Origin of the sequence: Arthrobacter oryzae, from assembly GCF_003634095.1 — a bacterium.
In the GTDB taxonomy this organism is placed as follows: domain Bacteria; phylum Actinomycetota; class Actinomycetes; order Actinomycetales; family Micrococcaceae; genus Arthrobacter; species Arthrobacter oryzae.
Genome location: NZ_RBIR01000001.1, coordinates 539,640 through 563,482 on the forward strand (window position 1 = coordinate 539,640; position 23,843 = coordinate 563,482).

The 23,843-nt window shown below is 63.5% G+C and carries 21 protein-coding genes and 1 pseudogene; 8 read left to right on the forward strand and 14 right to left on the reverse strand.

The window, feature by feature from the left end:
* Positions 1-366: 366 nt before the first annotated feature.
* The 5 genes from C8D78_RS02585 to C8D78_RS02610 all read right to left on the reverse strand — a co-directional run bounded on the left by C8D78_RS02585 (position 367) and on the right by C8D78_RS02610 (position 6,119).
* The gene (locus C8D78_RS02585; RefSeq protein ID WP_120950669.1) at positions 367-1,278 is read right to left on the reverse strand and encodes an NADP-dependent oxidoreductase; all 912 of its coding nucleotides are present in this window, start codon (positions 1,276-1,278) and stop codon (positions 367-369) included.
* A gap of 306 nt (positions 1,279-1,584) precedes the next feature.
* Positions 1,585-2,127: a hypothetical protein gene (locus C8D78_RS02590; protein ID WP_120950294.1), complete on the reverse strand. Its 543-nt coding sequence runs from the start codon at positions 2,125-2,127 to the stop codon at positions 1,585-1,587.
* 248 nt (positions 2,128-2,375) lie between these two features.
* Entirely contained in the window at positions 2,376-2,756 is a 381-nt protein-coding gene (locus C8D78_RS02595; RefSeq protein WP_120950295.1) for a hypothetical protein, read from the reverse strand.
* Between the two features lie 454 nt (positions 2,757-3,210).
* Positions 3,211-4,434 (reverse strand): S53 family peptidase, encoded by a 1,224-nt coding sequence (locus tag C8D78_RS02600; protein WP_120950670.1) that lies wholly within the window; start codon positions 4,432-4,434, stop codon positions 3,211-3,213.
* A 1,211-nt stretch (positions 4,435-5,645) separates the two neighbouring features.
* Positions 5,646-6,119, reverse strand: a complete 474-nt coding sequence (locus tag C8D78_RS02610) for a DUF6278 family protein (RefSeq protein WP_120950297.1) — start codon at positions 6,117-6,119, stop codon at positions 5,646-5,648.
* Between the two features lie 90 nt (positions 6,120-6,209).
* On the opposite strand from C8D78_RS02610, the gene C8D78_RS02615 reads away from it, so the two are divergent.
* The 4 genes from C8D78_RS02615 to C8D78_RS02630 all read left to right on the forward strand — a co-directional run bounded on the left by C8D78_RS02615 (position 6,210) and on the right by C8D78_RS02630 (position 9,418).
* Entirely contained in the window at positions 6,210-6,932 is a 723-nt protein-coding gene (locus tag C8D78_RS02615; protein WP_120950298.1) for a class I SAM-dependent methyltransferase, read from the forward strand.
* A 188-nt stretch (positions 6,933-7,120) separates the two neighbouring features.
* Positions 7,121-7,774 (forward strand): hypothetical protein, encoded by a 654-nt coding sequence (locus C8D78_RS19560; RefSeq protein WP_208641849.1) that lies wholly within the window; start codon positions 7,121-7,123, stop codon positions 7,772-7,774.
* Positions 7,775-7,847: 73 nt separating this feature from the next.
* Positions 7,848-8,354 (forward strand): hypothetical protein, encoded by a 507-nt coding sequence (locus C8D78_RS02625; protein ID WP_120950300.1) that lies wholly within the window; start codon positions 7,848-7,850, stop codon positions 8,352-8,354.
* A 26-nt stretch (positions 8,355-8,380) separates the two neighbouring features.
* Positions 8,381-9,418, forward strand: coding sequence for a LysM peptidoglycan-binding domain-containing protein (locus C8D78_RS02630; RefSeq protein WP_167467836.1), 1,038 nt, complete (start codon positions 8,381-8,383; stop codon positions 9,416-9,418).
* A 120-nt stretch (positions 9,419-9,538) separates the two neighbouring features.
* Here C8D78_RS02630 and C8D78_RS02635 read toward each other — a convergent pair whose 3' ends face one another.
* Positions 9,539-9,910, reverse strand: coding sequence for a hypothetical protein (locus C8D78_RS02635; RefSeq protein WP_244208208.1), 372 nt, complete (start codon positions 9,908-9,910; stop codon positions 9,539-9,541).
* A 1,177-nt stretch (positions 9,911-11,087) separates the two neighbouring features.
* On the opposite strand from C8D78_RS02635, the gene C8D78_RS02645 reads away from it, so the two are divergent.
* Entirely contained in the window at positions 11,088-11,447 is a 360-nt protein-coding gene (locus tag C8D78_RS02645; RefSeq protein WP_120950304.1) for a DUF2750 domain-containing protein, read from the forward strand.
* A gap of 2 nt (positions 11,448-11,449) precedes the next feature.
* Complete coding sequence (locus C8D78_RS02650; RefSeq protein ID WP_244208209.1) at positions 11,450-11,866, forward strand: ankyrin repeat domain-containing protein; 417 nt, start codon at positions 11,450-11,452, stop codon at positions 11,864-11,866.
* 63 nt (positions 11,867-11,929) lie between these two features.
* On the opposite strand, the gene C8D78_RS02655 is transcribed toward C8D78_RS02650, so the two are convergent.
* A complete protein-coding gene (locus C8D78_RS02655; RefSeq protein WP_120950306.1) occupies positions 11,930-12,715 on the reverse strand; it encodes an MOSC domain-containing protein in 786 nt (261 codons plus the stop codon).
* 134 nt (positions 12,716-12,849) lie between these two features.
* Positions 12,850-13,269, reverse strand: coding sequence for a GNAT family N-acetyltransferase (locus C8D78_RS02660; RefSeq protein WP_341867107.1), 420 nt, complete (start codon positions 13,267-13,269; stop codon positions 12,850-12,852).
* A 718-nt stretch (positions 13,270-13,987) separates the two neighbouring features.
* Between C8D78_RS02660 and C8D78_RS02665 the strand changes: the two genes are divergently transcribed.
* The gene (locus C8D78_RS02665) at positions 13,988-14,527 is read left to right on the forward strand and encodes an NUDIX hydrolase (RefSeq protein WP_120950308.1); all 540 of its coding nucleotides are present in this window, start codon (positions 13,988-13,990) and stop codon (positions 14,525-14,527) included.
* Positions 14,528-14,772: 245 nt separating this feature from the next.
* On the opposite strand, the gene C8D78_RS02670 is transcribed toward C8D78_RS02665, so the two are convergent.
* The 4 genes and pseudogenes from C8D78_RS02670 to C8D78_RS02680 form a co-directional block, all read right to left on the reverse strand.
* Entirely contained in the window at positions 14,773-15,621 is an 849-nt protein-coding gene (locus tag C8D78_RS02670) for an SGNH/GDSL hydrolase family protein (RefSeq protein WP_120950309.1), read from the reverse strand.
* Positions 15,622-15,856: 235 nt separating this feature from the next.
* A complete protein-coding gene (locus tag C8D78_RS02675) occupies positions 15,857-16,468 on the reverse strand; it encodes an FG-GAP repeat domain-containing protein (protein ID WP_120950671.1) in 612 nt (203 codons plus the stop codon).
* Between the two features lie 3 nt (positions 16,469-16,471).
* Positions 16,472-16,534, reverse strand: a pseudogene (locus tag C8D78_RS20165) (hypothetical protein); the annotation flags it as partial.
* Between the two features lie 46 nt (positions 16,535-16,580).
* Positions 16,581-19,376 (reverse strand): beta-propeller fold lactonase family protein, encoded by a 2,796-nt coding sequence (locus C8D78_RS02680; RefSeq protein ID WP_167467837.1) that lies wholly within the window; start codon positions 19,374-19,376, stop codon positions 16,581-16,583.
* A 1,111-nt stretch (positions 19,377-20,487) separates the two neighbouring features.
* On the opposite strand from C8D78_RS02680, the gene C8D78_RS02690 reads away from it, so the two are divergent.
* On the forward strand, positions 20,488-20,715 hold the full coding sequence (locus tag C8D78_RS02690; RefSeq protein WP_120950311.1) for a hypothetical protein: 228 nt from the start codon (positions 20,488-20,490) through the stop codon (positions 20,713-20,715).
* Positions 20,716-20,888: 173 nt separating this feature from the next.
* On the opposite strand, the gene C8D78_RS02695 is transcribed toward C8D78_RS02690, so the two are convergent.
* Positions 20,889-21,209: a DUF1905 domain-containing protein gene (locus tag C8D78_RS02695; RefSeq protein WP_244208210.1), complete on the reverse strand. Its 321-nt coding sequence runs from the start codon at positions 21,207-21,209 to the stop codon at positions 20,889-20,891.
* Between the two features lie 621 nt (positions 21,210-21,830).
* Entirely contained in the window at positions 21,831-23,834 is a 2,004-nt protein-coding gene (locus C8D78_RS02700; RefSeq protein WP_120950313.1) for a vWA domain-containing protein, read from the reverse strand.
* Positions 23,835-23,843 lie beyond the last annotated feature (9 nt).

Here is a 23,843-nt window from a genome sequence, read left to right on the forward strand (position 1 = left end):
AGCCAGCACCCCGGCCTTGTGAACCGGCTCCGCACGCGCGCCCCCATGTTTTTCGTCGCACTCCATACCGTCGCCTGCGCTGTGCTGGGCGCCTTGGTATCTGTCCCGGCAGCCGAGGCGGCCGTGCGTGGCCTGCGGAGCGTTCATTCCGGGAATACTGTGGTCGCGGACCTGCACCTGAGTGCCCGGTCGTGCCACATTCAGACCGTGAACAGCCGTGCCGGCCAGTACCACACCTAGTTGCCGCCTAAGAGCCTTCCGCTTCGATGATGGCTTCCGCCAACCTTCTTCTCGCTCCGGCCGGGAGCCCATCGTGTGCCAGATGAACCGCTCAGTGACGGGTGGTGATGTCCTCCGGGTTCCGTGTCAGCTGAGGGTCACGATGAACTTGCCGAGCACGTGGCCTTCTTGGCTTTTTGTTTGTGCGGCCCCGACATTTTCCAACGGGAACGTTTCCGCGACTGGCAGTCGGAACTTTCCTTGCTCGAACAGTGCTGCTGCTTCAGCGCGGGCTTCCGGTGCATGGCCTGGCCCCCGGCCGCCGGTGAACCGCACGCCGTACTTGGCCGCCGTGCTGTCAGCGATGGTGATGACCTTCCCGGCACTGCCCGTGAGCTCAATAAGCTCCGGGAGGATGCCGGAGCCCACCGCGTCGAAGGCGACATCGATGCCCTGCGGGGCGAGTTCCCGCACACGGCCGACCAGGCCGGGACCGTACGTCGTCGGGCTGGCGCCCAGGGAGCGCAGGTACTCGTGGTGCCCGTCGCTGGCGGTGCCGATCACAGTGGCGCCTGCAGCGAGGGCAAACTGCACTGCGGCCAGTCCGACGCCGCCTGCGGCTCCGTTGACGAGGAGAGTCTGACCCGGCTCCAAGGGCAGCAGGTTCAACGCCCGGCGCGCTGTTTCGGTCGCCATAGGGTATCCGGCGGCCTCTTCGAAGGACAGCCTCTCGGGCTTCTTCGCCCACTCGGCCAGTACGGCGTACTGCGCCGCGGCACCTGTGGCGGCGGCGCCGAAGACTTCGTCGCCGACGGCGACTCCGTCCACACCATCACCGACCTCGTCCACGACACCCGAGGCGTCCATCCCGACGCCGGCGGGGAAATCGATCGGCATCAGAGCTGCCAGCGCCCCGCTGCGGATCTTCCAGTCGATGGCGTTCACGCCTGCGGCACGAACGGCGATGCGGATCTGACCGGCGCGGGCATGGGGTTCTTCGATGTCGACGACCTTCAGGACTTCCGGGCCGCCATACTCGGTGAACTGAACAGCTTTCATGGCTTTCTCCCTGTCTAGGTCCCGGCTGAGTGCTTTTTCCATGATGCCCACGACAGTCATTGGGGGCAATGATGCCGGACTCATATACGCGCTCGTTTCCGCCTGCCCCTGCCTTGGTAAGGAAGCGGCCTGCACGGGCGTTACCCGTGCAGAAAAGCCTTTCTCGATGGGGCCCATTGCGGAGTGCCAAGCGGGCCAATCTTGCCATCGCTGACTGCCAGTGATCCCTGCAGCATCTGAGCAGTTGCAGGAGAGGTGGGGCAATTGAGTGGAAGCGAGCGTTGAAGCCCGGGCGCCGGCGGAGGGTCAGGTGTCGGGGATCTGTTCCGGGAATTCTTCCCGGTACACAAGGTAGTGCCGGTGGGTCAGGGCGAGGGTGCCGGTGAGCATTCGGTGCGGCCGGTAGAGGTGTTGGTAGGGATCCTGCACGATCGTGTCCGGGAGGTCTCTGGCTTTGAGCAGCAGCTCATTGACCTCATCCAGGGATTGAAGATGGAGTGTCCGACCGGGCTGGCGCACCTTCCAGGTCCACCCTTCGGCGGCGCCGGTGGCTGTTTCTTCGAGCATTTCGAAGAGGGACGCCAGAAATTCTGCGTCCGAGTCCGGCATCACCCGTTCCAGAGGGTATCTCCAAGGCTCCTTTTGCTGGGCGGTTTCCCAGGCCTCCCGCAGCCATCCAATATCCGCTGTCCCCGAGGGAGGCGCGAGCTTGAGGTTCCCATGTTTATCGCGGAGCAGCGGATAACGGCTGCCTGCCCTGTCGATGATGACTTCTGTCCGCGCATCGTATTCAGCGTCGCCGACCAGGGACTCGGGGGAAGGCGTGTACTCGAATATTCCGCCATTCATCACAATGAAATCCGTGTCGCCCCTCGCGGGTCCCGCACCGTCACCGACGGCGGACCACGGTAGCGCCGGTATCAACACCCGGGTTGCCCTCAAAATCCCCATGAGATCCTCCAAATCCCGATGACTGACTATGACACGTTTGGATGGCCCCGGTCCTTCCTGGGCCGGAAATACTTGACACGATTATGCCGGGCGACCAGTTATGCCGAGGGGGATAACACCTCGAGTCACCTGGCGTTTCCTCATGGCTACCACCCCAAGGCGGTGGCGAAAGCTAGACCCGCCAGCACCAATGACGCCGGGACCATGAGCCGTCGTTCGTCCCTGCTCTTTGACGCAAGGTTGGGCAGGACACTCAGCAACAGGTAGGCCGCAATTACCCACATCGCCACCACATCCGCTGGCGCTGGCAGGACCGTAACCAACCCGGACCTGTCAAGGGCCACGGCTGCAAAGGCGGCGTAGATCAGGATTGAAACGGCGCTGCCCACGCGCAGCCGCGCCGGAAGGACTTCGTCTTTGCCGCCCCAGGCGAAACGGCCGAGGGGAAGCCCGATGATGAGCAGCACCTGGAAGACGGCGAGGATGCCGAGCAGTGCGCAGAAGGCCAGAGGAATTGCCAGCGTCATGAGCTGAAGACTAGCGTCTGAGACAAGCCGTCCAGCCTCCCGACACCCTTTGCCCTACTGCGTCTCTATTCCGGGGGACCAGGTACCGACACGCCCAGACGGTGATGCCTGGTGAGAGCGGCGTCGACTTAGGCTTTCTCGGATGTCGGCGGGAGGTCGTGCCGTTTTATGAATCAGCGGGGTGGGTGCAGGTCTATGCCAAGGAACGATGTCTATCCCCGGTTGGATCAGAAGTCCGTTGGCGTGTCTCAGGGCGGCCCGAACTTGATCTGCTCCGCCAGGTGCGACGCGAGCACGTGGTCGAAGGATGAACGACGTCGCCAAGTCACTCGGGATGGTGCAAGCTCTCGACGGCGGCGGCTCAACAACGGCCGTTGCACGTCAAGATAGCAACTGCAGGGATGGCCGGCAGCCGTGGGCTGCCGGCCATCCCTGCGGCGATTGCGGATTGCGGTCAGAGACCTGCGACCCCGTTTGGCGAGCCGACGCCGGTGGGTCCGTCCCAGCCAGTGCCGGCGAGGCACCACTGCGTTGCAGGGCAGCTGCCCGTGGAACCTGACGCGACATCGTTGAAATTGCCGGTATTTGAATAGGGGAGCGAGTTGGCCAGCGTGGAGGAGTTGCCCGTGTTGCCGGAAAGTGCATACATAGCGGCGATCAGGGGCGAGGACAGGCTGGTGCCTCCGTACTGGGACCAGGACGATGCGGTGCTGCTGGTCGGCGCATAGACGGACAATCCGGTCTGCGGATCTGCGACGGCGGAGACGTCTGCAGAGGCGCGCTTACTGCAACCCGTGCCGAATGAGGCCGCTGCCGGCAGCGCCGCATTGACGGTGGAGCATCCGGATCCCGAGCCGGACCATGCAGACTCGCTCCACCCGCGGGCACTCGTGTCCTTGACCAAAGACGTGCCACCCACCGCTGTGACGTAACTCGATGAGGCGGGGTAGGACGATCCGGTGTAGCCATTGTCACCAGTGGATGCCGTCACGGCGATGCCGGGGTGGTTGTAGTAGGCGCCGTAGCTGGAGTCAGCGGAGTCGCCGCCGCCGTAGCTGTTGGAGATCGCTGCGACTCCCGGCTGCTTGGCTGCCGTAGCTACAGCCGTTCCGAGATTGGCCATGCTGGCAGTTGACGCCTGGACAACGAGGATCTTGCAGCCCGGGCATGCGGCGGAGACGGCGTCGACGTCCAAGGCCGTTTCGTCGGCCCAGCCCGAGTTGAACTGGGGAAGCTTGCTGCCGCCGGTCTGATTCATGATGGTGAGGCACTGGTTGCTGACCGTGCACGCCGGCAGACCAAACTGGGAGCGGTAAACGCCGAGGTCGCGCTCAAGGTTCGGATAACCGTAGGCGTCCACGATGGCCACGGTGCGCCCGCCCGGGTTGAGGCCCGCGATGTTGTAGGCGCCCTGAATATCAGTAGGGGTCTTGCCGGTGGACGGTGGCGTGGTGGATGCGGGCTGGACATGCCCACCCTGTGCTGCGTTTGCTGTGGCTGAGTCATCGACAAGTTTCAGCGCAAAGCACGATGCGTAACCGCTAGGGACGTCGGCGCAGACTCTCTTCGCATGCCAATTCGCGGACGGAGCAGGCTGGGCTACTGCCGCCGGGGCGACCGATGAGAGCGCACCCACCAACAGTAGTAATGTCCCTGAGACACTAAGAAGCTTCTTCACAAAATCTCCCTGAGGATCAACAAGATCCGTGTTGACAAAACCTGTCATCACGTCATGACAGAGTGTCGCACCAATTGCAACAATTGTCACTCAGGTATCTCCTGCCGCTTTGGTGTCACAGAAGCGGCCAGGGAGGATCGCGCTTTCCGGGACTTGGGCTTCGCAATCTCGATCACTCCGGCCGTTGCCCCGAGGGAAAGAGAACGAAGCCTCCCTACAGGAACCCGGTTCAGGACCACTCGGCGCGCCTTGCCGACGGGGAGAAGCTGGAGCTGGTGCTCGCGGCCATTGCCCATGCCGGCGGAGATCACGAGCACTCCTATTCGGGCGAACGAAGACGGAAGCATGACGCTTAATCCCGGGCGGTTGTGCGACGCGGGATTCTGTCGATCGAAGCGAGACAGTTTTGCGGGCGGGGTATACGCGAATTTCGGATTCCAGCATCTGTATGGGCTTTTTCGCGGCGGGGGATCGGGCCGAGGGTGTCGCGGTGGGGGACCGGCTTACGGGACGGACCTGCCGGGCCCGCTGCGGCGTCTGCAGATTGGATAAGTTTTGCAGGATCATCTTGAAGCGTTAGCCTCGTCGGGACTCTGCGACACCGACGGGTAGAGCAGCCATCGCTTCACGGAGTCCGGAGGCGCATGTAACTATGGGGCGTGGTCGACGAAGAACTCAGTGGAGCGTTGAGGGCCTACTCCGAGGCTTGTTATCAGTACCATCACGACGCGATGCTCCGGCGCGGGGAGGCTGTGCTGTCAGAGAAGGAGCGATTTTTGGCGGCGGTCGGCTCCGATCGAGGTCAGGAGTTGTGGGCCACTATCCGTGCATTGCAGGCTGAAGCGGACCGTGTGCCTGACCCGGGCGGACCGATTTCCAACTATGTTGACGCGCTTCATGCTTGGGCAACTACCCATCCCGAGGTTGACCCCCGCGAAATGGGCGCAATCACCTCCCCCTTGATCCGGGATCACCGGTAAGACACTCTGGCTACTTTGACGATGTGACGGTCAAGATTCCGCTCGAGGATGATATCCGTGGGTAACGGCATGCAAGCGACCCAATCCATGTCACTTTCCCCTACCACTGGACGAGTAAACCCCTCCTTGGTCTACCTGACCGGTGAGGGATCCTTCACCGGGCGCGCTTATCAGGTCCGACTTGCCGTGCGCCCGCGCTGCCTAGCGGGTGTTCCCAGACATCAAAGTGCCTCAGTTGCCTCGGAGCCTGTCTCCGTCAATGAGGTCGATTGCGTGGTCGTAATTCATCGCTAGGGTCGGCAATCCCACATCAAGCCGTCGTTGAGCCACATGGATAACCGAAACGCTTGTGTTCCTGCTTATCCGGACCGTTGGGAAGCCCTCTTCGACAACTTCCCAGTGGGCTCCCGGGATGATGTGAGTAAGAACGTCTCCGTAGAACATGCCAATGGCCCTAGCGAGTCCCGTTAGGTCCCCCTTGGCCTCCGGGTGCTCAATCAAGGCATCAATTACGACAAGGCCCTCGCGCGAGCGGGGAAGGGCCACCTCTTTCCCCCGGCAGTAGTTGAGGAGCCCGTCATAGCCCCCAACATTGGTTGGTGCAGGCGAGGGCTTATCCGGGGCAGGCTTGTACTCTGCATATCTCCGGGCCATCCCAGGAGGCAGCGACTGAAGCGGCTCTTCGGTATCGTCCCGGTCAGGCATGCCGTCATGCTACCCCGCCGTGTTCCTGGGGCAGAACCGGCTTACGGGCAGCACCTCCGGATGCATGGTGCTAGTGAGTAGGGTCTAGCTGTGAGCGATTACGACGCCAGGTTGGTTGACCTGTATGACCAAGACAATCCGGATGGACCGGACCACGACTTCTACCGCTCGGTAGCTGACGATTACGAGGTGAAGTCCATACTCGACATCGGGTGCGGGACTGGCATCCTGACAGCTACTTTCGCCCGAGAGGGACGCACTGTTGTTGGAATAGACCCATCGGAGACGATGCTTGCTTTCTCGCGACGTCGACAAGGAGCGGATACCGTGGACTGGATCCTGGGCGACAGTCGCGCCATCCCTCCCAAGCAATTCGATGTCGCGGTGCTGACCGGCAACGTTGTCCAGCACATCCTTGATCCGGAGTGGCAACGCACGTTGCGGGACCTTCGCGCTCATCTGCGAACAGGTGGAGTGCTCGCCTTCGACAGCAGGAACCCCACAGCCCGTGCTTGGGAAACCTGGGGGTCACAGGAACGCTCTCGCCGCGACACCCCACATGGGCCGCTCGTCGAGTGGGCAGACGTGTCCGAACCCGACGATGGCATCGTAACGGCCAGGTTCCACAACCAGTTCCTGCGAACCGGTGAAAGCGTAACCGAGACGGCGCGCTTCGCTTTCCGCCACGCTGACGCCTTTGGCCGGCAGCTGGCAGCAGTCGGCTTTGAGGTGGATGCCGTGTACCAGGACTGGGTTCGCACATCATTCACACCGGAGGCATCCTTCATGGTCTTCGTCGCACGCGCCCGCTGAAGGATCCTCAACCGGACAGCCTTGGGCGGTATTCGTCCGGTGAAGGGTTGGGGCATCGGCCAGCAGATCGGCTGGCTCAACGCCCTCGAACCGTCGGACGGCCGGCGTGAATAATCGGAGGCGTACTGGATGATTCTTAGGATAGATTTCTTTCATCCGGGCGGGTGTCCGGGCATGGAGGGGGACCATTGCAGACATCAAATGAGGGCTCGGTTAAGGGACAGCCGGACAACGGCTCAGGTCGTCAGGTGACGGCGTTGCCGGCCGTAACGCACCGGTCGGCATCGGCTCGTCCGGTGGCAGCAGTCGTGTGGTTATTCGCCGTCGGCACGCTGGTGTGGTTGCTGGTTGCAGGCGCTACCAGTGCCGCGATACACGCTGCGCCATGGCTGGGTCTGCTGTCCTGGTGCGTTTACACATCCCAGTGGCGGCCGTGCCTGCGCGTCGACGGCTCCGGGTTTGGGGTGATCAATGGTCTGCGCGACCACCAGATACCGTTCGGGACCGTCCGGGACATCGAAGTCAGTTACACCACAGCTATCTGGGCAGCCGGGAAGAAGTACGTGAGCTGGGGCGCCCCGACCCCGCCGTCCGCTTTCGGCTCTGGATTTCAGAATGTCAGAGACCTGAAGACTCGTCCATACACCATGCTTCCGAGCAATGAACGCATCAGCCAGCCTGAGATGAAGACCGGACGCGATGCCATCGTCGCCGCGTGGCAGGATGCGCGCCATGCCGGATTCGCCTCCACGAGCGAGGTTGTTGTATCCACATGGAACTGGCCGGTGATCGTCGTCGGGGTTCCCGTGATTTTTTCGGTGATCGCATCAGCCATCGTCTAGATGGGGACGGTCTTTAAGCGGTCGAATCCGTTGCCGAATCCGTTGCGGGCCGGCTTGGGGGAGTTGAACCACGATGAATGAGATCCGCAGCGGCGGCCTGATTAAAGGACGTACGGCCTTCGCGCTGCTGAGGTTGCGCTATTGGTGCACCACCGTGGCTCTGAGGGTTCAATGCACCACCCCGGCACTCAACGTGCTCGGGATTCCGCAGTCGTGGTTCACCAATTCCATCGTGGCGGCCATGGGCCTGGTCGTGATTCCGGTGATCGTGCTGATCAACTGGGTTGCGGTCAAAGTCCGGGCGGAGCAGAAGGCCGGTTACACCACGCTGAGGAACAAACTCAAAGAGCTGGAGCAGCGCGACCCGTACCTGGGTCGGGTCATCCGGAAACCGGGTGAGGAGTACCTGCAGCGGGCGGACTTCTTCGCGATCAGTCAGGCTGCCAAAGAGGAAGCGGAACGGCTGCCGCATCTAGTCGAGGCCAGCAGCACATATGCGCCAGGGGGACTGAATGACCTCGGGAAGCAGCCCGGGCGGAGCAATACATGGATGAGATCGGCGGTCTACGCATGTTCGTAAACAGCCGCACAAGAAACAGGGGGACCGTGGAAACGCAGCAAGGAACAGCACTGAACAGGGGTTGGAAGTTCGCAACAATCGCCGTCCTGCTCTCGGGAGGACTGGCTGCGTGCTCCTACGACGGACCGTCTCCGCAACCGGTCCCCTCAGAGATCGGCACTCCAACCGGGACAGCGAGGGCCGCCGGGGCCGACGTCGGAATACGGTCGGCGCTGGGGCCGGTGGTGTCCGACTCGTTCGGCAATGCGGACTTCTACACGACCCTCGCCGGGGACACGACTGAGATGGTGGCCCATTCCTTCCGGCTCTCCGATGCAAAGCTTGCTGAGTTCAACGATCTCGACCACGAGGGAACCCTGGCAACGGGGATAAGACTTCGCCTCATCCCCGCCCCCGGTCCGATCATCGGCGCGAAGGGAACAGCCGTCGTCGACGCCAAGGGCATCCCCATCAGCTACGTTGTTGCACCCAACGACACCATCGGCGGGATCACATACCGGTTCGGACTGACCGACGAGCAGCTGGCAGAAGCGAACAAGGTCGCCATCACCTACGAGAAGGGCGGCGTCTATTTTCTCCTCGCCGGGAAGCACCTGCGGCTGCAGAAGAACCCGGTCGACAGCCGGTCCGGCACCGGAGCCAGCGTCAACAATTCATTCGGTAAGACCATCTTCTACACCACCGTGGACGGCGACTCCCTCGACAGTCTGGGCTACATATTCCGCTGCAGCACCGCACAGCTGCTGCAATACAACCCGTCCCTGGCCACGGACCGGCACATCCCCGCAGGCACCAGGGTGAGGCTGATACCCGGTGAACTCAAGATCGACGGCGCCCGGGGCTCCTTCACCGCCGACGCGGCCGGGATCCCGCTGACCTACACCACCGCACCCGGGGACACCGAGATTCAGGTAGCGCTCCGTTTCGGTGTCACAGATCTGAGATCAGCGAACCGCCCGCTCACCGGCGGCGCAGGGGCCTGGTACGACCTCGCCCCCTCCCTGGATGAGTTCGCCCCCGGCCAGACCATCAGCCTCGACCTCAACAAGCCCATCAACAAATAGGCCCCTCCCGGCTCAGGAAACTCTTCAACAGACAGGGATAAATGACGGCGTAAAACAGCACCCGGCCGGGTTGGTGGCGCTCCGGAAACGTATCGGTCAGACTGGGCTGCCTCGGCGGCCCTAAGGGCCCGTGATTTTGATGCCGGCAACCGCACCTGTCCAGGCGCCGTTGTAATCATGGCGCAGGAGCTGGGCGCCGATGTATCCCTCTTGCAGTTGCACGGTGCGAGTCTGGGTCGCAGTGCAGTCGATCTCGAAGGTCTTGTCATCTACTCCGCCCACGGTCCGCTGGGTGAGGAAGATCCGGGCGTGAGAGATGCCGACGCAGGCCAGGGTGACGGTGTACGGGCCGGCGGTCTTCACGGTTGCGGCTCTTAGGAAGCCGATACTCGGACCGTCTGCGGGGCCGGAGCCGCCCAGCAGCACTCTGCCCGGCGCCTTTGCCAGTCGCTGTCCCAGCTCAGTGTAGTTGCGGGCTTCCACGGCCACCACTGCCGGATCCTTCGCGGGGACGGTGTATACAGGTCGTGGACTGACCCCTGCTGACGTTGGCGGCGGCCTTCCCTCGTCCTCGTATGAGCAGCCGGCCAGGCTCCCGGCCAAAAGTGTACTGATAAAGAGCGCCGCAAAGCCGTGGACTGTTCTTGTTCCCCCAGAACCAAGCATTGGCCGAGTCTACGGGCCGCCCGATGGGAGTCAAGTCATCCCACGGTGCGAGCGTGCGCCGGCCGGGGGATTGCACCACCACGACGGTGCCACACGTCGCCGCCCGACCGGTTTGGCGTAAACGGCGCGGCATCGGCGATCGGGTTACCGCCGGCCCGGCATCTCCCGGACCGACGGGGTGACAAGCCGTCCTCAGTGGGGCACCACTGCACGGCGAAGGATCCTTGACCGGACCACGATTTGGGATGCGCCGTTACGATCTTGCCGTTCGGGAGTAGGCTGCGCGTGGCCCCTTGATGCTTCCGGGCCAGACCGGTTTGCGTCAATGCCATTCCCATCTTCAACCGATAGGAGCGCTGACTTGGCCGGAATCCATGAGCCGAACGTGATTGATCTCGTGACACACAATCCCGCACGTGACGAGTACAAGCTCATCATGATCGAAGGGCGTCCATGGTCGGACGCACCCGAAATCTAGGACACAAGCTGTTCGGGATGGCTGGCTTATTGTCGGGTCTCGAGTCGTCGATGATCCAGTGCGTGGGCTACTGGAGTGAGCGCGGGCCAGAGGTCCGCTTCGCTGGCTTGAAGCTCCGGGGGCAAACGCTTCTCGGGAAGGCGGCGGCGTCTGGCGCATGGGCGCATGGAACCTTCGAGATACTCAACGGCTGCTAGCAACAGCGCGGAAGTGACGCCGCTCGGGCCGTCGGGCCAGATAGCACGTGCTTGGCCGTATTGTTCCAGGTCACCGGCTCAGATCCCGACGTCGACGGCCTCCTCGGCGCTCAAGCGCACAGCGCGTGGGCAGGACCGGGCTCGCCCAACCGCCAAAGGTCGCGTGCGATCGACAGCGGGGGCTCGTGATCGTAAATGATCCCATGAAGTCAATGATTGCCAATCTTCTCCGTATTGGGCCTATTTGATGGCGGATCATCCACGGCCAGGCACCTATGAGGGCTTCGTAGGCTGCTTGCTGGCCTGCCTTGCGACATAGGCTGTCGGAATGAGTGTCAGCGCAGCGCATGCAACCGTCTTCTACGACGAGATCGTCAAGAACGGTGAGGTGTGGGGGATCCGGGATGCAGGTGGCCTCCCGGCACCGCTCAACGGGGATGGTGATCGCAGCATGCCTTTCTGGTCCCTTCGGAGCAGGGCAGAGCGCGTTATCGCGGATGTCCCCGTCTACGGGGGATTCGAACCGATGGCCATCCCCGTGGAAGTGTGGCGCACTCGCTGGATAGACGGCCTTGAGAGTGACGGGATTCTCGTGGGCCTCAATTGGACAGGTGCTCGGGCGAGCGGTTTTGACTTCAGACCAGCGGAAGTGCGCACCCGCCTGGGCGCTATCGAGAGCAAGAAATGAACGTGGACAACGAGCCGAGGCAGCGGGTGGACCCCGCCGGCCGTTCTCCCCTCCACTACGCGGCACTGGAAGACGATCCCGGGGCAATAGCACGGTTGCTTGCCGAGGGAGCATTGCCTGACGTGGTGGACCGCCCAGGCTTCACACCGCTTCATCTCGCAGCCCAGGAATTCGCCCATACGGCGGCTGCCTCCCTGCTCGATGCAGGAGCACGAGTCGACGCGGAGAACGTCTTCGGCAACACACCACTTTGGGTCGCCGTCTTCAACTCCAAAGGGCGGGGTGAGCTGATTGGCCTGCTCCGCTCCCACGCTGCTGATCCGCTGCACGTCAACGCGAGCGGGCAGACACCGGTCGGATTGGCAAGGCTCATTGGTAACTACGACGTCGTGCAGTACTTCCAGGACATACCCGAATAGCAGCCTCGCGGCATTCCTGATATCGCTTCCTCATCGGCACGCTGGGGCCCCACCGGACGCGTCCTACCGCATGGGCATTCTGTCGGTGCTTTGATCCAGCTTCTTCGAGATTGTCGGCACCTCCGGACCGCGGAGGACGACGCTGTCGCCGATGCGAACCATCCCGGTACGGATCGTGTGGGCCTGCAAACCTAGATTCGTGTTGTGGTGTGTGCCGAGCAGTTTAAGGGTTTTCGGTTCGGCGGGGACTCCGCGTTGAGGCTGGTCGACCATCACGCAGCGGGGCATGCCGTGGCCAAGTTGTACGCGGACCTCGTCTCCGATGACCAGTTCGGCGCCTATCCAATGATCTTCCTGGAAAACCGGCTCGGTCCCGGTGTCGATGATGATGTTGGCTCGGAATCGACGCTCGTCCACCGGTAGTCCTGACAGGTCGGCGAGCGCTGCCAGGGAGGACGTTGTCACCAGGTGCAGTGGAGTCTCATCGTGGTGCTGGATTGTTGTTTCGGGGCGCAATATCAACTGCTGGTTAAAGACTTCGGAGAGCTCATGCGAGGCTGCGGCATCATCGGCGCGGAACCGGGCGCCGTCGGGGCTTACCAGTATTGGGACGTCGTGTTCGTCTTCGACACGGGAGGACCATTGCATCAGCCCGGGGACGGGACGAAAACGCCGGGTACGTTTTCCGCTGGCGATGCCCCCGTCTTCGGTGTAGATGGCCCACTTCCGATCGTGCTGCAGCCCACCCGCCGTTACGTTGGCGACACGCAGCACCTGACCGGCGGTCGATTTGACGGGGTAGCGGTACAAGGCTCGGATTGTTCCGATTAGCGTTCCCTCGTGTGTCATTCTGGCATCCTTCCACAAGCACGCTGGATGGCCCCCCTACCAGATACTCACAGACTGCAAACGGTTTTCATCGGCCGGGCAACAACTAGTGTCCGGTGCGGGATCGGCTACTGCGCATCCGACGATGGTCAGCTTCAGCCCACCCTGTATTTGAAGCCACGGTGCGATCCAACGAATCCCAAACGCTCATAAAAGCGATGTGCGTCCTGACGTGCCTCGTCAGAGGTGAGCTGCACAAGCGACGCCTCAAGGGCGGGGGCTGCACTTCCAGTAACCCACCGCATCATTGCTGATCCGATGCCGCTTGACCTGTTGTCGCTGCGGACTCGAACGGCTTCTATCAGAAGCCGAGTCGACCCTCGTCGGGCCATGCCAGGTATCCGTGTGAGCTGCATGGTCGCCAGGGGCTTGTCTGTCTCGTTCACGACCACGAGTAGGTCGTTGGAGGGGTCTGAAACGATCGCAGTCAATGCAGACCGGTACGCGGCGGCATCCGAAGCGCTGGCCTTGTCACCCCTCGTTGCGCTGATTGGGTCGTCCGCGAGAAGGAGCATCAGTGCCGTGAGGTCGTTGTCGGCAGCCCTGCGCAGCGTGAGTTCCCGAGTCTTAGCGCTGAGGATAACGGGTAAGTTCAGAGTACTAATCACTCTTTTAGTCTCCCATTTATCGCCCTGTGAGCCCCCGGTCAAGGGTCGGCTAACACGCAGCGTGAGCAGGTGCTTAGACAACAGCCCCCTTATCGAACTGCCGTGTCCGGGAAGATCGGCGCGGCAGTCCCCACGCCCAATACGCCATCATCAGGCCTGCGGTTGCCGCTCCTCCTGCGTAGGTCAGGGGCGAGGACCGTGAGCCGTCAGGTGTGGGGATCACTAGGGCGAGAACGACTGCAGTTATGGCCAGGACAACCTCCGCGGCCGCCTGCAGTAACCTTGCCCACTACTCGGAGCAGGCCAACCGGACGAGCTGAATGATTGGCAGTAGGAACAGGCCGAAGCTAAAGACCGGCCAGAAACCCAAGCATTTAGGACCTGAGCTACCCGTTGGAGTCTCCGGTAAAGGATCCCCTCAGGTGCTGAAGGGTGAGAAATAGCGCTGCGAAAGGGCCGCCATTTGTTACGCGAGTTACAGCCCAGGACAGCAACCGCGCGGAACGTGACGGTAGGCTTCCGCGGCACGCTGATCGACCGTCTAACGGGCGCGATTCGACAACCGACACCGGTCCCTTTGTCGTGGCATTGAGTTGTTCGTTGTCTTGTGCGCCAAGATGGCAGCATGCCCCTTAACGATCTGCTCACCAGCCTCCAGGAAGTTCCTCAGTCAGGTTCGCGAGACGCTTATCTACGGTTCGTGACCTTTGCCGGGGACGCGGCGTTGCGTCGCGACGGCGGCCCGGAGCATGTCACGGGGTCCTGCTTCGTCTTCTCGCCCGCATTCGATCGTGTTCTTCTGTGCTTCCATCGCAAGGGGCAGTTTTGGGTGCAGTTCGGCGGTCACATCGAGTCGAAGGACGCATCGGTGGCAGAAGCAGCGCAAAGGGAGGCCCGCGAGGAGTCCGGAATTGGCGACCTTGTCCTGCTCTCTACTGCGATCGTTGATCTTGACCGGCACGATCTGCACGCGGGATTCTCATGCACCGCCCACTGGGATGTTGGATACGCTGCAACCATCGACCCTAATGTCGAGATCGCCGTGAGCGACGAAAGCGACGACGTCCGGTGGTTCCCAATCGATGAATTGCCAGATCACGTGCCAACAGGCTTCGGCGCGCGGTTGGAACACGTCCGGCGCAGGGCAATCACCCTGAGTCACTGATCGGTTGACGCATCGCACGCGAGCCGCCGTCGTCGTCCGCTGGGATTCTCCAACTGTCCGACGATACCGTCGGCATCGTGCTCCTCAGACTTTGAGTGTCCCGGTCATCCAATCTTTGAGGTAGCGCATGACGGTCGGGGCGACCCACACCCGGCTGTCATCCATGTGGTTCTAGGCGTAGGCCTCGTGATTTCCACTAAGAGACGGCGAACTGTTCGCCGTTGCCCGGCCGGATGGAGGAGCCCTTACGGCTGCATCCGTTTCTGCGCTTCCTCACCAAGGGCAGCGGCGATCTGCTGGTGGCCGGCGGCGTTGGGATGTATGCCGTCGGTGGCCAGGTAATGGGTTTCGTCGTAGGCGTAGTCGGGGCCTTTGAACGCCGCGCGCAGGTCGACGTACGCCGACCCGGTCTGCGCTGCAACTTCCCGGATCACCGTGTTGACCTTGTCGGTGACGCTAGCCGCCGCGTCCACGTAGGCCTGGCCCTGCTGGTGTGCGTACTGGCCGCCGAGCCAGACGCTCCAGTAGTCCAGCAGGACTACCGTCACGGCATGGCCGGCGGTGAGTTCGTGTACGCGGTGCACGATGTTGTGCAGGTTCACGTTGAGGTCCGTGATCTTGGGCTGGTAGCAGGCGGCGTCGGTTCCGCACGAGCTGGAAGGCGCGACGTCGTTCGCCCCCACTTCGATCTCCACCAGGCGCGCCGCCTTGACCGCGTCGATCGGAGCGCTTGCGCTGCTCAGCTGGTCAAGAACGTCGACGCTGATGAATCCGGCGACCGCCTCGTTTGAGGCCGTGACCGCGGGTCCGCCCGGTAGCGACAAGTCCGAGGCGCGCAGTTGCGGGTAAGGCGTGCAATCGCAGGCGGTGCCCGCCGGGATGGAATCACCCAATGCGGCCAGCGACCACGTGGGGGTGGGGGTGGTGGACGGGCTGGCCGCCGGTGAGGTGCAATCTGCCAGCACGAGCGTCAGAAGTCCCAGTGTGAGCAACGCCAACCCTCTGGCGATCCGGTGCCTGCCCACGCCGGATCCTGGTGCCAGGAGTTGGCGCCGGGAACGAAACGATGGCGGGCGGCCCGCTGTACCGGCCATAAAACGAGTCTACGCGCGTCGTGGGTCCTCGCCGCGGTTACCGGCGTCGATTCCCAAGGCTGCGGCCCTGAGCGGATGGTCGCGGGTCAGCCGTCATTCAGGGTACAGGAGCGCACAAGCTCAATGGTTTACTGCACGGTATTGTCCCGCCCGACAGCCACACGAGACTCGTGAAGCGTGCTCGCGAAATGGGGTGCGTGCCCCATATTGAGCGTCCAGGCTGCCGTCCGAGGAATCACATCGATGGGAGGACGTTGTCTTTGCCGAGGCTGGTGCGGGGGCGCCAGCCGCCTTTGCCGTTGCCGGGGTAGAGCCAGAGCGTGCCGGTCGTGTCGCGGGCGAAGGTGTCCATGGTGCCGTCGCCGTTGAAGTCCCCCGCCCCGAAGATCGCCGCCATGCTGTTCCACCCGATGCCGACTTTGGTGCGGGGGAGCCAGCCGCCTTTACCGGTGCCGGGGTAAAGCCAGAGCGCACCGGCGGCATCGCGGGCGAGCAGGTCGGGATGGCCGTCACCGTTGAAGTCACGCGGTGCTATGAGCACGGTCATGGTATTCCATCCGATGCCGACTTTGGTGCGGGGGAGCCAGCCGCCTTTACCGGTGCCGGGGTAAAGCCAGAGCGCACCGGTCGTGTCGCGGGCGAGCACATCCGCGGCGCCGTCGCCGTTGAAATCACCGGCGCCGAGGATCGACGTCATGATGTTCCAGCCGATACCGACCTTGATGCGTGGTTGCAGGCCGCTGTTGCCGTTGCCGGGGTAGAGCCAGAGCGCGCCGGTGGCGTCACGGGCAAGGAGGTCCGCCTTGGCGTCGCCGTTGAAGTCGCCGGGGAAAACGGTTGCGGTCATGTTCGGCCATCCCGGGGACAGGATTCTGACGGAGACCGGGGTGCCCGTCAAGTTCCCCGCTTCCACAGCAAGCTCGCCGTCCGCATAGCGGAACAAGAGGTCGGCGATGCCGTCACCCGGTGAAATCGCGCCACGCGCCGATTGTGGTCGATGGCACGGTCGAGGCCTTCACGACGGTGATGGTCAACGCCGACGCGGCGGCGTCCGGGACGATCCCGTTACTGGCAGTAACGCCGAACGTCGAAGTTCCAGGCACGGTTGGCGTACCCGAGAGTGTGCCGGTGCGGCCATCGAGGGACAAACCCGCAGGGAGCGAACCGGAGGAGACCCTGTAGCCCGGCGACGGCAAGCCTCCCGCGGTGAACTGATAGGCGTAGGGCACGCCGACTGTTGCCGCCGATGGTAGGACGGCGCTCATCGCAGGACCAAGGTTCACAATTGAAACGTTGCCCCCGCCGGGATTTGTCACCACCGCCCTGGATCCGTCGGGAGTGACGGCCACGCCTGACGGGCTCGTGCCGGTCGGGAATGTTCCGAGGAGTTTGCCGGACGCCACCTCGACGAGAGAGAGTTCGTTGCTTCCGGCCTCGGCCACAAGCGCGCGGGCGCCCGCGGCGGTGAGTGCGATACCGGCAGGGCTCGAGCCGACTGGGACGGTGCTGACCCGGTTGGTGGCAATGTCAATGATCGAGATGCTGTTGGTCCCGGTGTTGGTGATCAGGGCCTTCGACCCGTCCGGTGTGACGGCGATGCTGCGCGGGCCTGTTCCGACGGGGATGGTTGTCACCACCTGATCTGATGCGGTCGCGATCACGGATACGGTCTTATCTGAGGAGTTGGCGACGAACACCCGCGACCCGTCCGGTGTGAACGAGACTGCCACCGGCTGCACCCCGACCGGGACTACGGCTTTTAGGGAAGCGGATGCGACGTGGATGACGGCCACCGTTCCTTCCCCGGCATTCGTCACATAGGCTTTCGCGCCGTCGGGGGTGAAAGCGACCCCGGAGGCGCCCCAGCCCGACCCGACAGGTATCGTGGCGGACAGCGTGCCGGTTGCGGTGTCGATCACGGATACCGTGTTGTCGCCGCTGTTAGTCACGTAGGCCTGGGCGCCGTCAGGTCGTACAGCCACCCCGCGGGGGCCGGGCCCGACAGCAATGGTCGAGCGGACCGTTTCCGCCCTCGGGTCAAGGACGGAGATTGAGTTGCTGCCTTCGTTGGTGACGTAGGCCGCGGCCCCGTCGGGGCTGATGGCGACTCCCGCCGGGTGCTGCCCGGTGTCCATGCCGGCCGGATAAGGGTTCGAGGATCCGAGTTGCAACGGCGGCAGGGAATAACCGGCCGTTCCGTCCCGAAGGCGGCGATTGACCCCGTGCCCCCAACCCCATACGGACCGGTCGGTCGCCATGGCATACACCGATTCGTCCTCCGGGAAAATGTCGGTGACGGCGCCCAGGCCTGGAACCCGGACGGGGACGGTCGAACCCGCAGAGTTCCCGTAGCCCGTGCCGAATTCGTCCAGGCTGCCTTCGCCGCAGCCCCAGATGCTGCCGTCCGTTTTGACCGCGTAAATGGCCCGGCCGAAGCTGTTCGGTGAAACCCTATCGACGCCGGTGAGTCCCGGGATGGGCGCCGGCGCGGCAGACGAGGGGAAGGGGGTTGTCCTGCCGAGGACACCGAAGGTGTTGTCCCCCCAGGACCAGACTGTGCCGTCGGTCTTAACCGCAAACGCCGAATCGGGGCCGCCGTCGCGTGTACTGGTACTGACGCTTTTGACACCGGAAAGACCGGTGACGGGCGCGAAGTGATCGAACGAAGTGGTGTCCGTCCAGAGCGTTCCGTCGGACTTCAGCGCGTACACGGTCGCGGGGGCGGCGCGGGCCACCAGCGACCGGATGCCGGAAATATGGGGGATTGCGGCGGCCGGCAAGGGAGAGTTATAGCCGGATAGGCCGCCCCAGCTCCAGAGCGTGCCATCGATCTTGAGCGCGAAAATGACGCCTCCTGGGCTAGGGGCGAGCGATTTCACCCCGACTAACCCAGCGACCTGGACCGGCGTCGAGGAATCGCGGACCGTCGCGTTGCCCAGTTGGGCATAGTCATTTCTGCCCCACGCACTGACGGTTCCGTCCGCCTTGACGGCGAATACTGAATCGCCGTCGACAGTCAACGCCCGGACCCCGGTGAGTCCGGGCACCTCGCGAGGGGAAAGGCAGGTGGGGGTGGTGCCGGTGCCCAGCTGCCCGTAGGTGTTGTTCCCCCAGGCCCAGACCGTGCCGTCGGCCTTCAGCGCGTACTGGGATCCGTCATCGTTGACACTCATGGACACTACACCGGTCAGGCCCGGTATCGGGGTGGGGGAGAGGGCCTGCCCTGTGGTGGATCCGTCCCCCAACCCTCCGTAGGTATCGCCTCCCCACGCCAGAACGGTCCCGTCGGCCTTTACCGCGTACTTCGCGTAGTGCCCTTCTACGACAGAGCGGGCTCCCGTCATCAGGAGCGGGAGCGCTGCCGCAGGGGACGCCTGGACGGACAGGGGAGTGGTGAGGACCGAAGATGCACCCCGGTAATCCGTGAGCGCAATTACGGGATGGGCGGTCCCGGGAGCGGTCGGGGTCCCGGCCAGGACCCCGGTTTGAGGATCGAGCGTGATCCCGCCCGGGAGGGTGCCACTCGAAATAGACCAGGTATACGGGCCAAACCCACCCTTCGCGGCCAGAGCAACGTGATAATGCTGCCCGACGATACCGTCGGGAACCGCAGTGGTGCTGATAACCGGTGCATCGTTTGGTGTCGACGATGACGGCGTCGGCGACGCGTCTGCCGCGGGCGTCGCTGCCTCGGTCGGCGTCGCAGTGAGGCTGCCGGAGGCAACGACGAGACCGCCGCATAGAACTACAGTCAAAATCGCGCGACTCATCGCGCCGGAACCAATCCCCACGGGACCACTTTCACCAGAAGAATTCAGGTCCAGGGGGAGATTGCAAAGTCAGTCGCCCCCAACACACCGACTTGATGAAAGAAACCTAAACTCCAAAAAGTGTTCGCACAAGCAACTATCTAAAAATATTTCACCCAGGCATCGCCGCGGCCCGCGCGTGCTGGATGTTAACCACATCACCGGACCGTCCGCAGCACTCAACTAACCGCTCGGGACCGCCATCGACCAGTCCCGGGTCAAAAAGTCGCGGGTGTGGGTTTGGAAATCCTGAACAATGCCGCCGAAGGGGGCGACTTCAGGGGTAGTTGGATTGTGGTGATTATTCCGACTTGAAGCTGAGCGAATCGGGGCCGCTCACCCAGAAAAGTGTGCCGTTGGCGTATGTCATTGCAATGGGGCGTTTCAGGAATTCCTGTAGCCACGATTGGTAGTCACCAGCAGCGCCCACGCACCCTGCTGCGCCCACGGCGATCCTTCCGACGGTGAGAGTGTTCCCCCTGATGGTCACCGGGGCGCTGAATGGGGAGCATGGTGCGCGTATGGCCAGCTGCAGCCCGCCATTGACGGACGTGAGTTGAATTTTGACAGCTCCGGCCGCGGCCCAGGGCAGGGCTTTACCGTCCGAGGAGGCAGCGACGCTGTTGTAGGTGATGCACGGTGCGGCGGGCAGGAAGTGCGCGCACGCCTCCGTCGGCGGGGCTGAGGTGGCCGGGATCGGCGTAGCTGCCCCCTTGTCGGCCAGTGCTGTTGCTGAGAGCACCGTGGTTGGGGCGGGTGTTGGCGTGCCCGGGCCGCCTAATGGGGTCGCTGCGCATGAGGCCACGAGCAATGACGCTAGTAGAACTGAAATGTTGATTGGCAGATGCCGGCTGCGATCCATTGTTCCCCCTTGAGAATGAACGCTGAACCTGAGCATAGGTGTCCGACCCGTGTTTGTCGTTAGGTTGGGGTAATGAATTCTACCTGCCCGTTTTGGCGTCCGCTAATTATTGGTACGAAAAATTGTCAACGTATTGAACGATAAATCCAGTACTAAATATCCCCCTTGAGTGGGGGGCCGGTGGACAATGAGGCCATGAACACAGCTGAAGCAATATTCGCGGCGGTCGTGATCGCGGCCTTGATCGCGACCGCCATCTACTTCGTCGTCGTTTACCGAAAGAAAAGGGGCGCCGTCAACAAGCATCCTCACTTTGATCCACGCGCCAGCCGCAGCCGTGATCTGGGCAATAACGGCGGCAGCAGCCTCAACGCAACGAGGGCCAACGGCGGCTACAACGGCGGGGGCGGGCTCCCGGGCTGAAAGACGTGAGGGGGAGTGCCATCAAAAGCGCTAGCGTACGCACGCATAAGGTGAGGCCATGAATCCCGCCTCCCGGCACCACCTGCAGAACACCCTGAGGACTCTGGCTCTACCGGCAGCGATCGTCGGGCTGATCGTCGGCCTAGTGGGACGTTTCCAGGTCCAATAAGGCCTCACACGGTCGGGCCGGTGCCGTTCGCTGCCCTCCCGCCGCGAGGCGCCACACTCAGGGTGACCGTCACCGCGTCACCGTTGCCGAACCGCTCCTGCGTGCGGACGTCCTTCTTTACAGGCAGCACGTACGCACCGTTGCGTGGCAGGAGCGAGGTCTCCCATTCGGTGCCACCGATCCGCGCGGACACCGGGATGGCACCCCACCCGTAAGTGGCCGTCGCTGCTTGGGCCCTGACGTAGTCACACACTTCAGCAGGCAGCGACAACCAGTAGAAAGGCGCCGGTCCACGCCATTCAAACAATTCCGCACTGAAGGTCATGTCCACGTCAGGGAACGCTAGTGGTCGAAGGCAGCTTTATCAACGTTCTTTGCTGGACTCCTTCTGCCCGCCACACCGTGACCGACACGCGCGGAACGGGCGCGGGGGACGGCCAACGCGATTCCGGTGACGAGATGCGCAAACTACTACTTGACATAATGTTGATTATCGGCACTGTATAATCAGTCGAAAGGGGCTGATTATCATGCGGGCCGCCGTGCCACGAGTTCCACATCCAGGCGTCCACACATCTAGGCAGCTAAGCAGTCCGGCCGTGCCGCGTCGGCAGCAGCACGAGTCACCGGAACGCAGTGCAACGCCCGGCGCCGGCTCAGGAATATGTCCGCGGCGCGTGTGTTGTCGCCCACCAACCAACTGGTGATTCGAATACCGAATGTTTCTCGGGATCCGGAACAAAATTCCAGAGGCCCGGCTGCTGGCTAGGTTGACATAAGTATCCCGATTCAGCGGCAAGGTGCCCTGAGGCGGCCGCGGGCTTTCCAGAGCCGCTCAGTGCAACGGGCGCCCGCTTTAACGCACGGTTCGTTCCGCGGAACTCGGCGGAGGCCAGCCACTGCACGTTCACTGCGTGCTGGCCGAGCAACTTCCCGCCGCCGGCGGCTACAACGCCCAGTCGGCGTCGTCGTACGGGCGGCCCCGGAAATGAGCGCGGAGGTACTCCCCCACCACGGCAGCCCCCAGATCCCCGGTCTCGGGCGCGACCACCCGGCCGTCGATCCGGCGGGCCATACGTTGGACAAACCGCTCAAGTCCCGGATCATCCCCGAGCCGGAAGAAGGTGGCCTGCGTGCCGGCACGCCCAAGGCGGTCGAGCTCGGCGACCGTAATGCGGATGGTCTCGGTGTCCGGCGGCCAGGCGAACCACGATTCGCCGTCGGCCAGCAGGTGCGCGGTGGGCTCGCCGTCGGTCACCACGAGAAGGACCGGCTGCATGGTCGGGTGCTGGCGGAAGAATCGACCCGCCAGCAGCAAGCCGTGATGCAGGTTAGTCCCCTGTTCCCGCAATGCCGGCAGGGCCGTGAGCTCGCCGATGTCCATGGTCTGCGCGTAGCGGCCGAAGGTGATCAGCTGCAGGCGGTCCCCGCGGAACCGGGTGGATATGAGGTGATGCAGGGCCAGTGCCGTCCGTTTCATCGGCACCCAGCGGCCCTCGGCCGCCATCGAGAAGGACACATCGGCGAGCAAGACGACGGCGGCCTGGGTGCGTGCCTCCGTCTCCGTCACCTCGATGTCGTCTACAGCCAGGCGGAGGCCGTGGCGGGGATCCCCGCCGTCGGCGATGGTGCGGCGGATCGCATTTGTGATGGTCCGGGTGACGTCCCAAGGCTCGGCGTCGCCGAACTCCCACTGGCGGCTGGAACCGGTCTGTTCCCCGGCTGCCCCGGCCGCCCGGGTGTCCCGGCCCCCTTGCCGGCCGGACAACTGCCTGGCGGTGTCCCGCAACAGCGCCCTGCCGAGCCGGCGCATGGCCTGCGGTGAGAGCCGGAGGTCGCCATCCGCCCCGCGCCGGAGGTAGCCCCCGTCCTGCATGGCCCGTTCGATTTCTGCGAGGGTGCGGGCCGTCACCGCGGCGTCCTGTCCGAGCTGCCGGGCGAGGGCGTCCAGGTCCAAGTCGTCGAGCCGGGAGCCGTTGTAGGACTGGGAAAGCTGTTCGGCCAGCTCGTCCAGTTCGGCCAGGTCTTGGAGCACACCGGTGCCGTCGCCGAGCCCGAGCCCCTCTTCGCCCTCGAATCGTTCGGAGCCGGTCCAGTCCTCGCCGGGGCGCAGGGCCTGCAGGTTGGCATCGAGCTGGCCGAGCTGGGCCATGAGTTCGGGCGAGCCGAACGCCTGGGCGGAGAGTTGCATGAGCTCTTGGCGCTGCTCGGCGGACATGGATTGCAAGAGCCGCTGGGCGGCGGCCCCACGCTGGGCGAGAGCGTCCACGAGTTCCTCGACGGACTGCGGGTTCTCCGGGAAGAACTGGCCGTGCTTGGCCATGAATTCCTGGAAGTCCGCGTCGGTGTCCTCGCCGCGCCGATGCTTGTCGAGGAGTTCGTTGAGGTCCTGCAGCATCTCGCTGACGGCCGCGCGGTCCTCATCCGTGGCGCCCTCGAGCGCCTCTTTCATCCCGGCGAACCGCTGGTCCAGGATCTCGCGGCCCAGCAGGTCCTTGATCTGCTCGTAGGCCTCCCGGGCGGTGCTCGACTGCCAGTCATAGGAGGCAAGCTCGTTGACCGCAGCCGCCGTGGATTTAGGCAGGTTCTGCAGCTGCATCTCCCGGAAGGCCCGGTCTGTGTCGTCCATCCGCACGTCGCGGGCGAGCTGTTTGCGCTCCTCCAGCACCGCAGTGTCAAGGAGCTTCTGGACCTCGTTGAGGGTGCCGTCCAGCCGGTGGCGGTCCAGCAGTTCATTGCGCCGCTGCTGGACGCGGCCGGCGAGGTGATCAAGGCCTTCCCGGTTACGGCCGCCGCGCCGCAGGTACTCCTGCAGGGCTTGGCGGGGCGAATATCCGGCCATGACGTCCTCGGCAACAGCATCCAGCGCCTCCGCCAGGTCCACCGGCGGGGCGAGCGGGTCCGGTCCTCCCGCGTACCGGCCATAGCGGGACCGGTTATGAACGCTCATGGGCCCTCC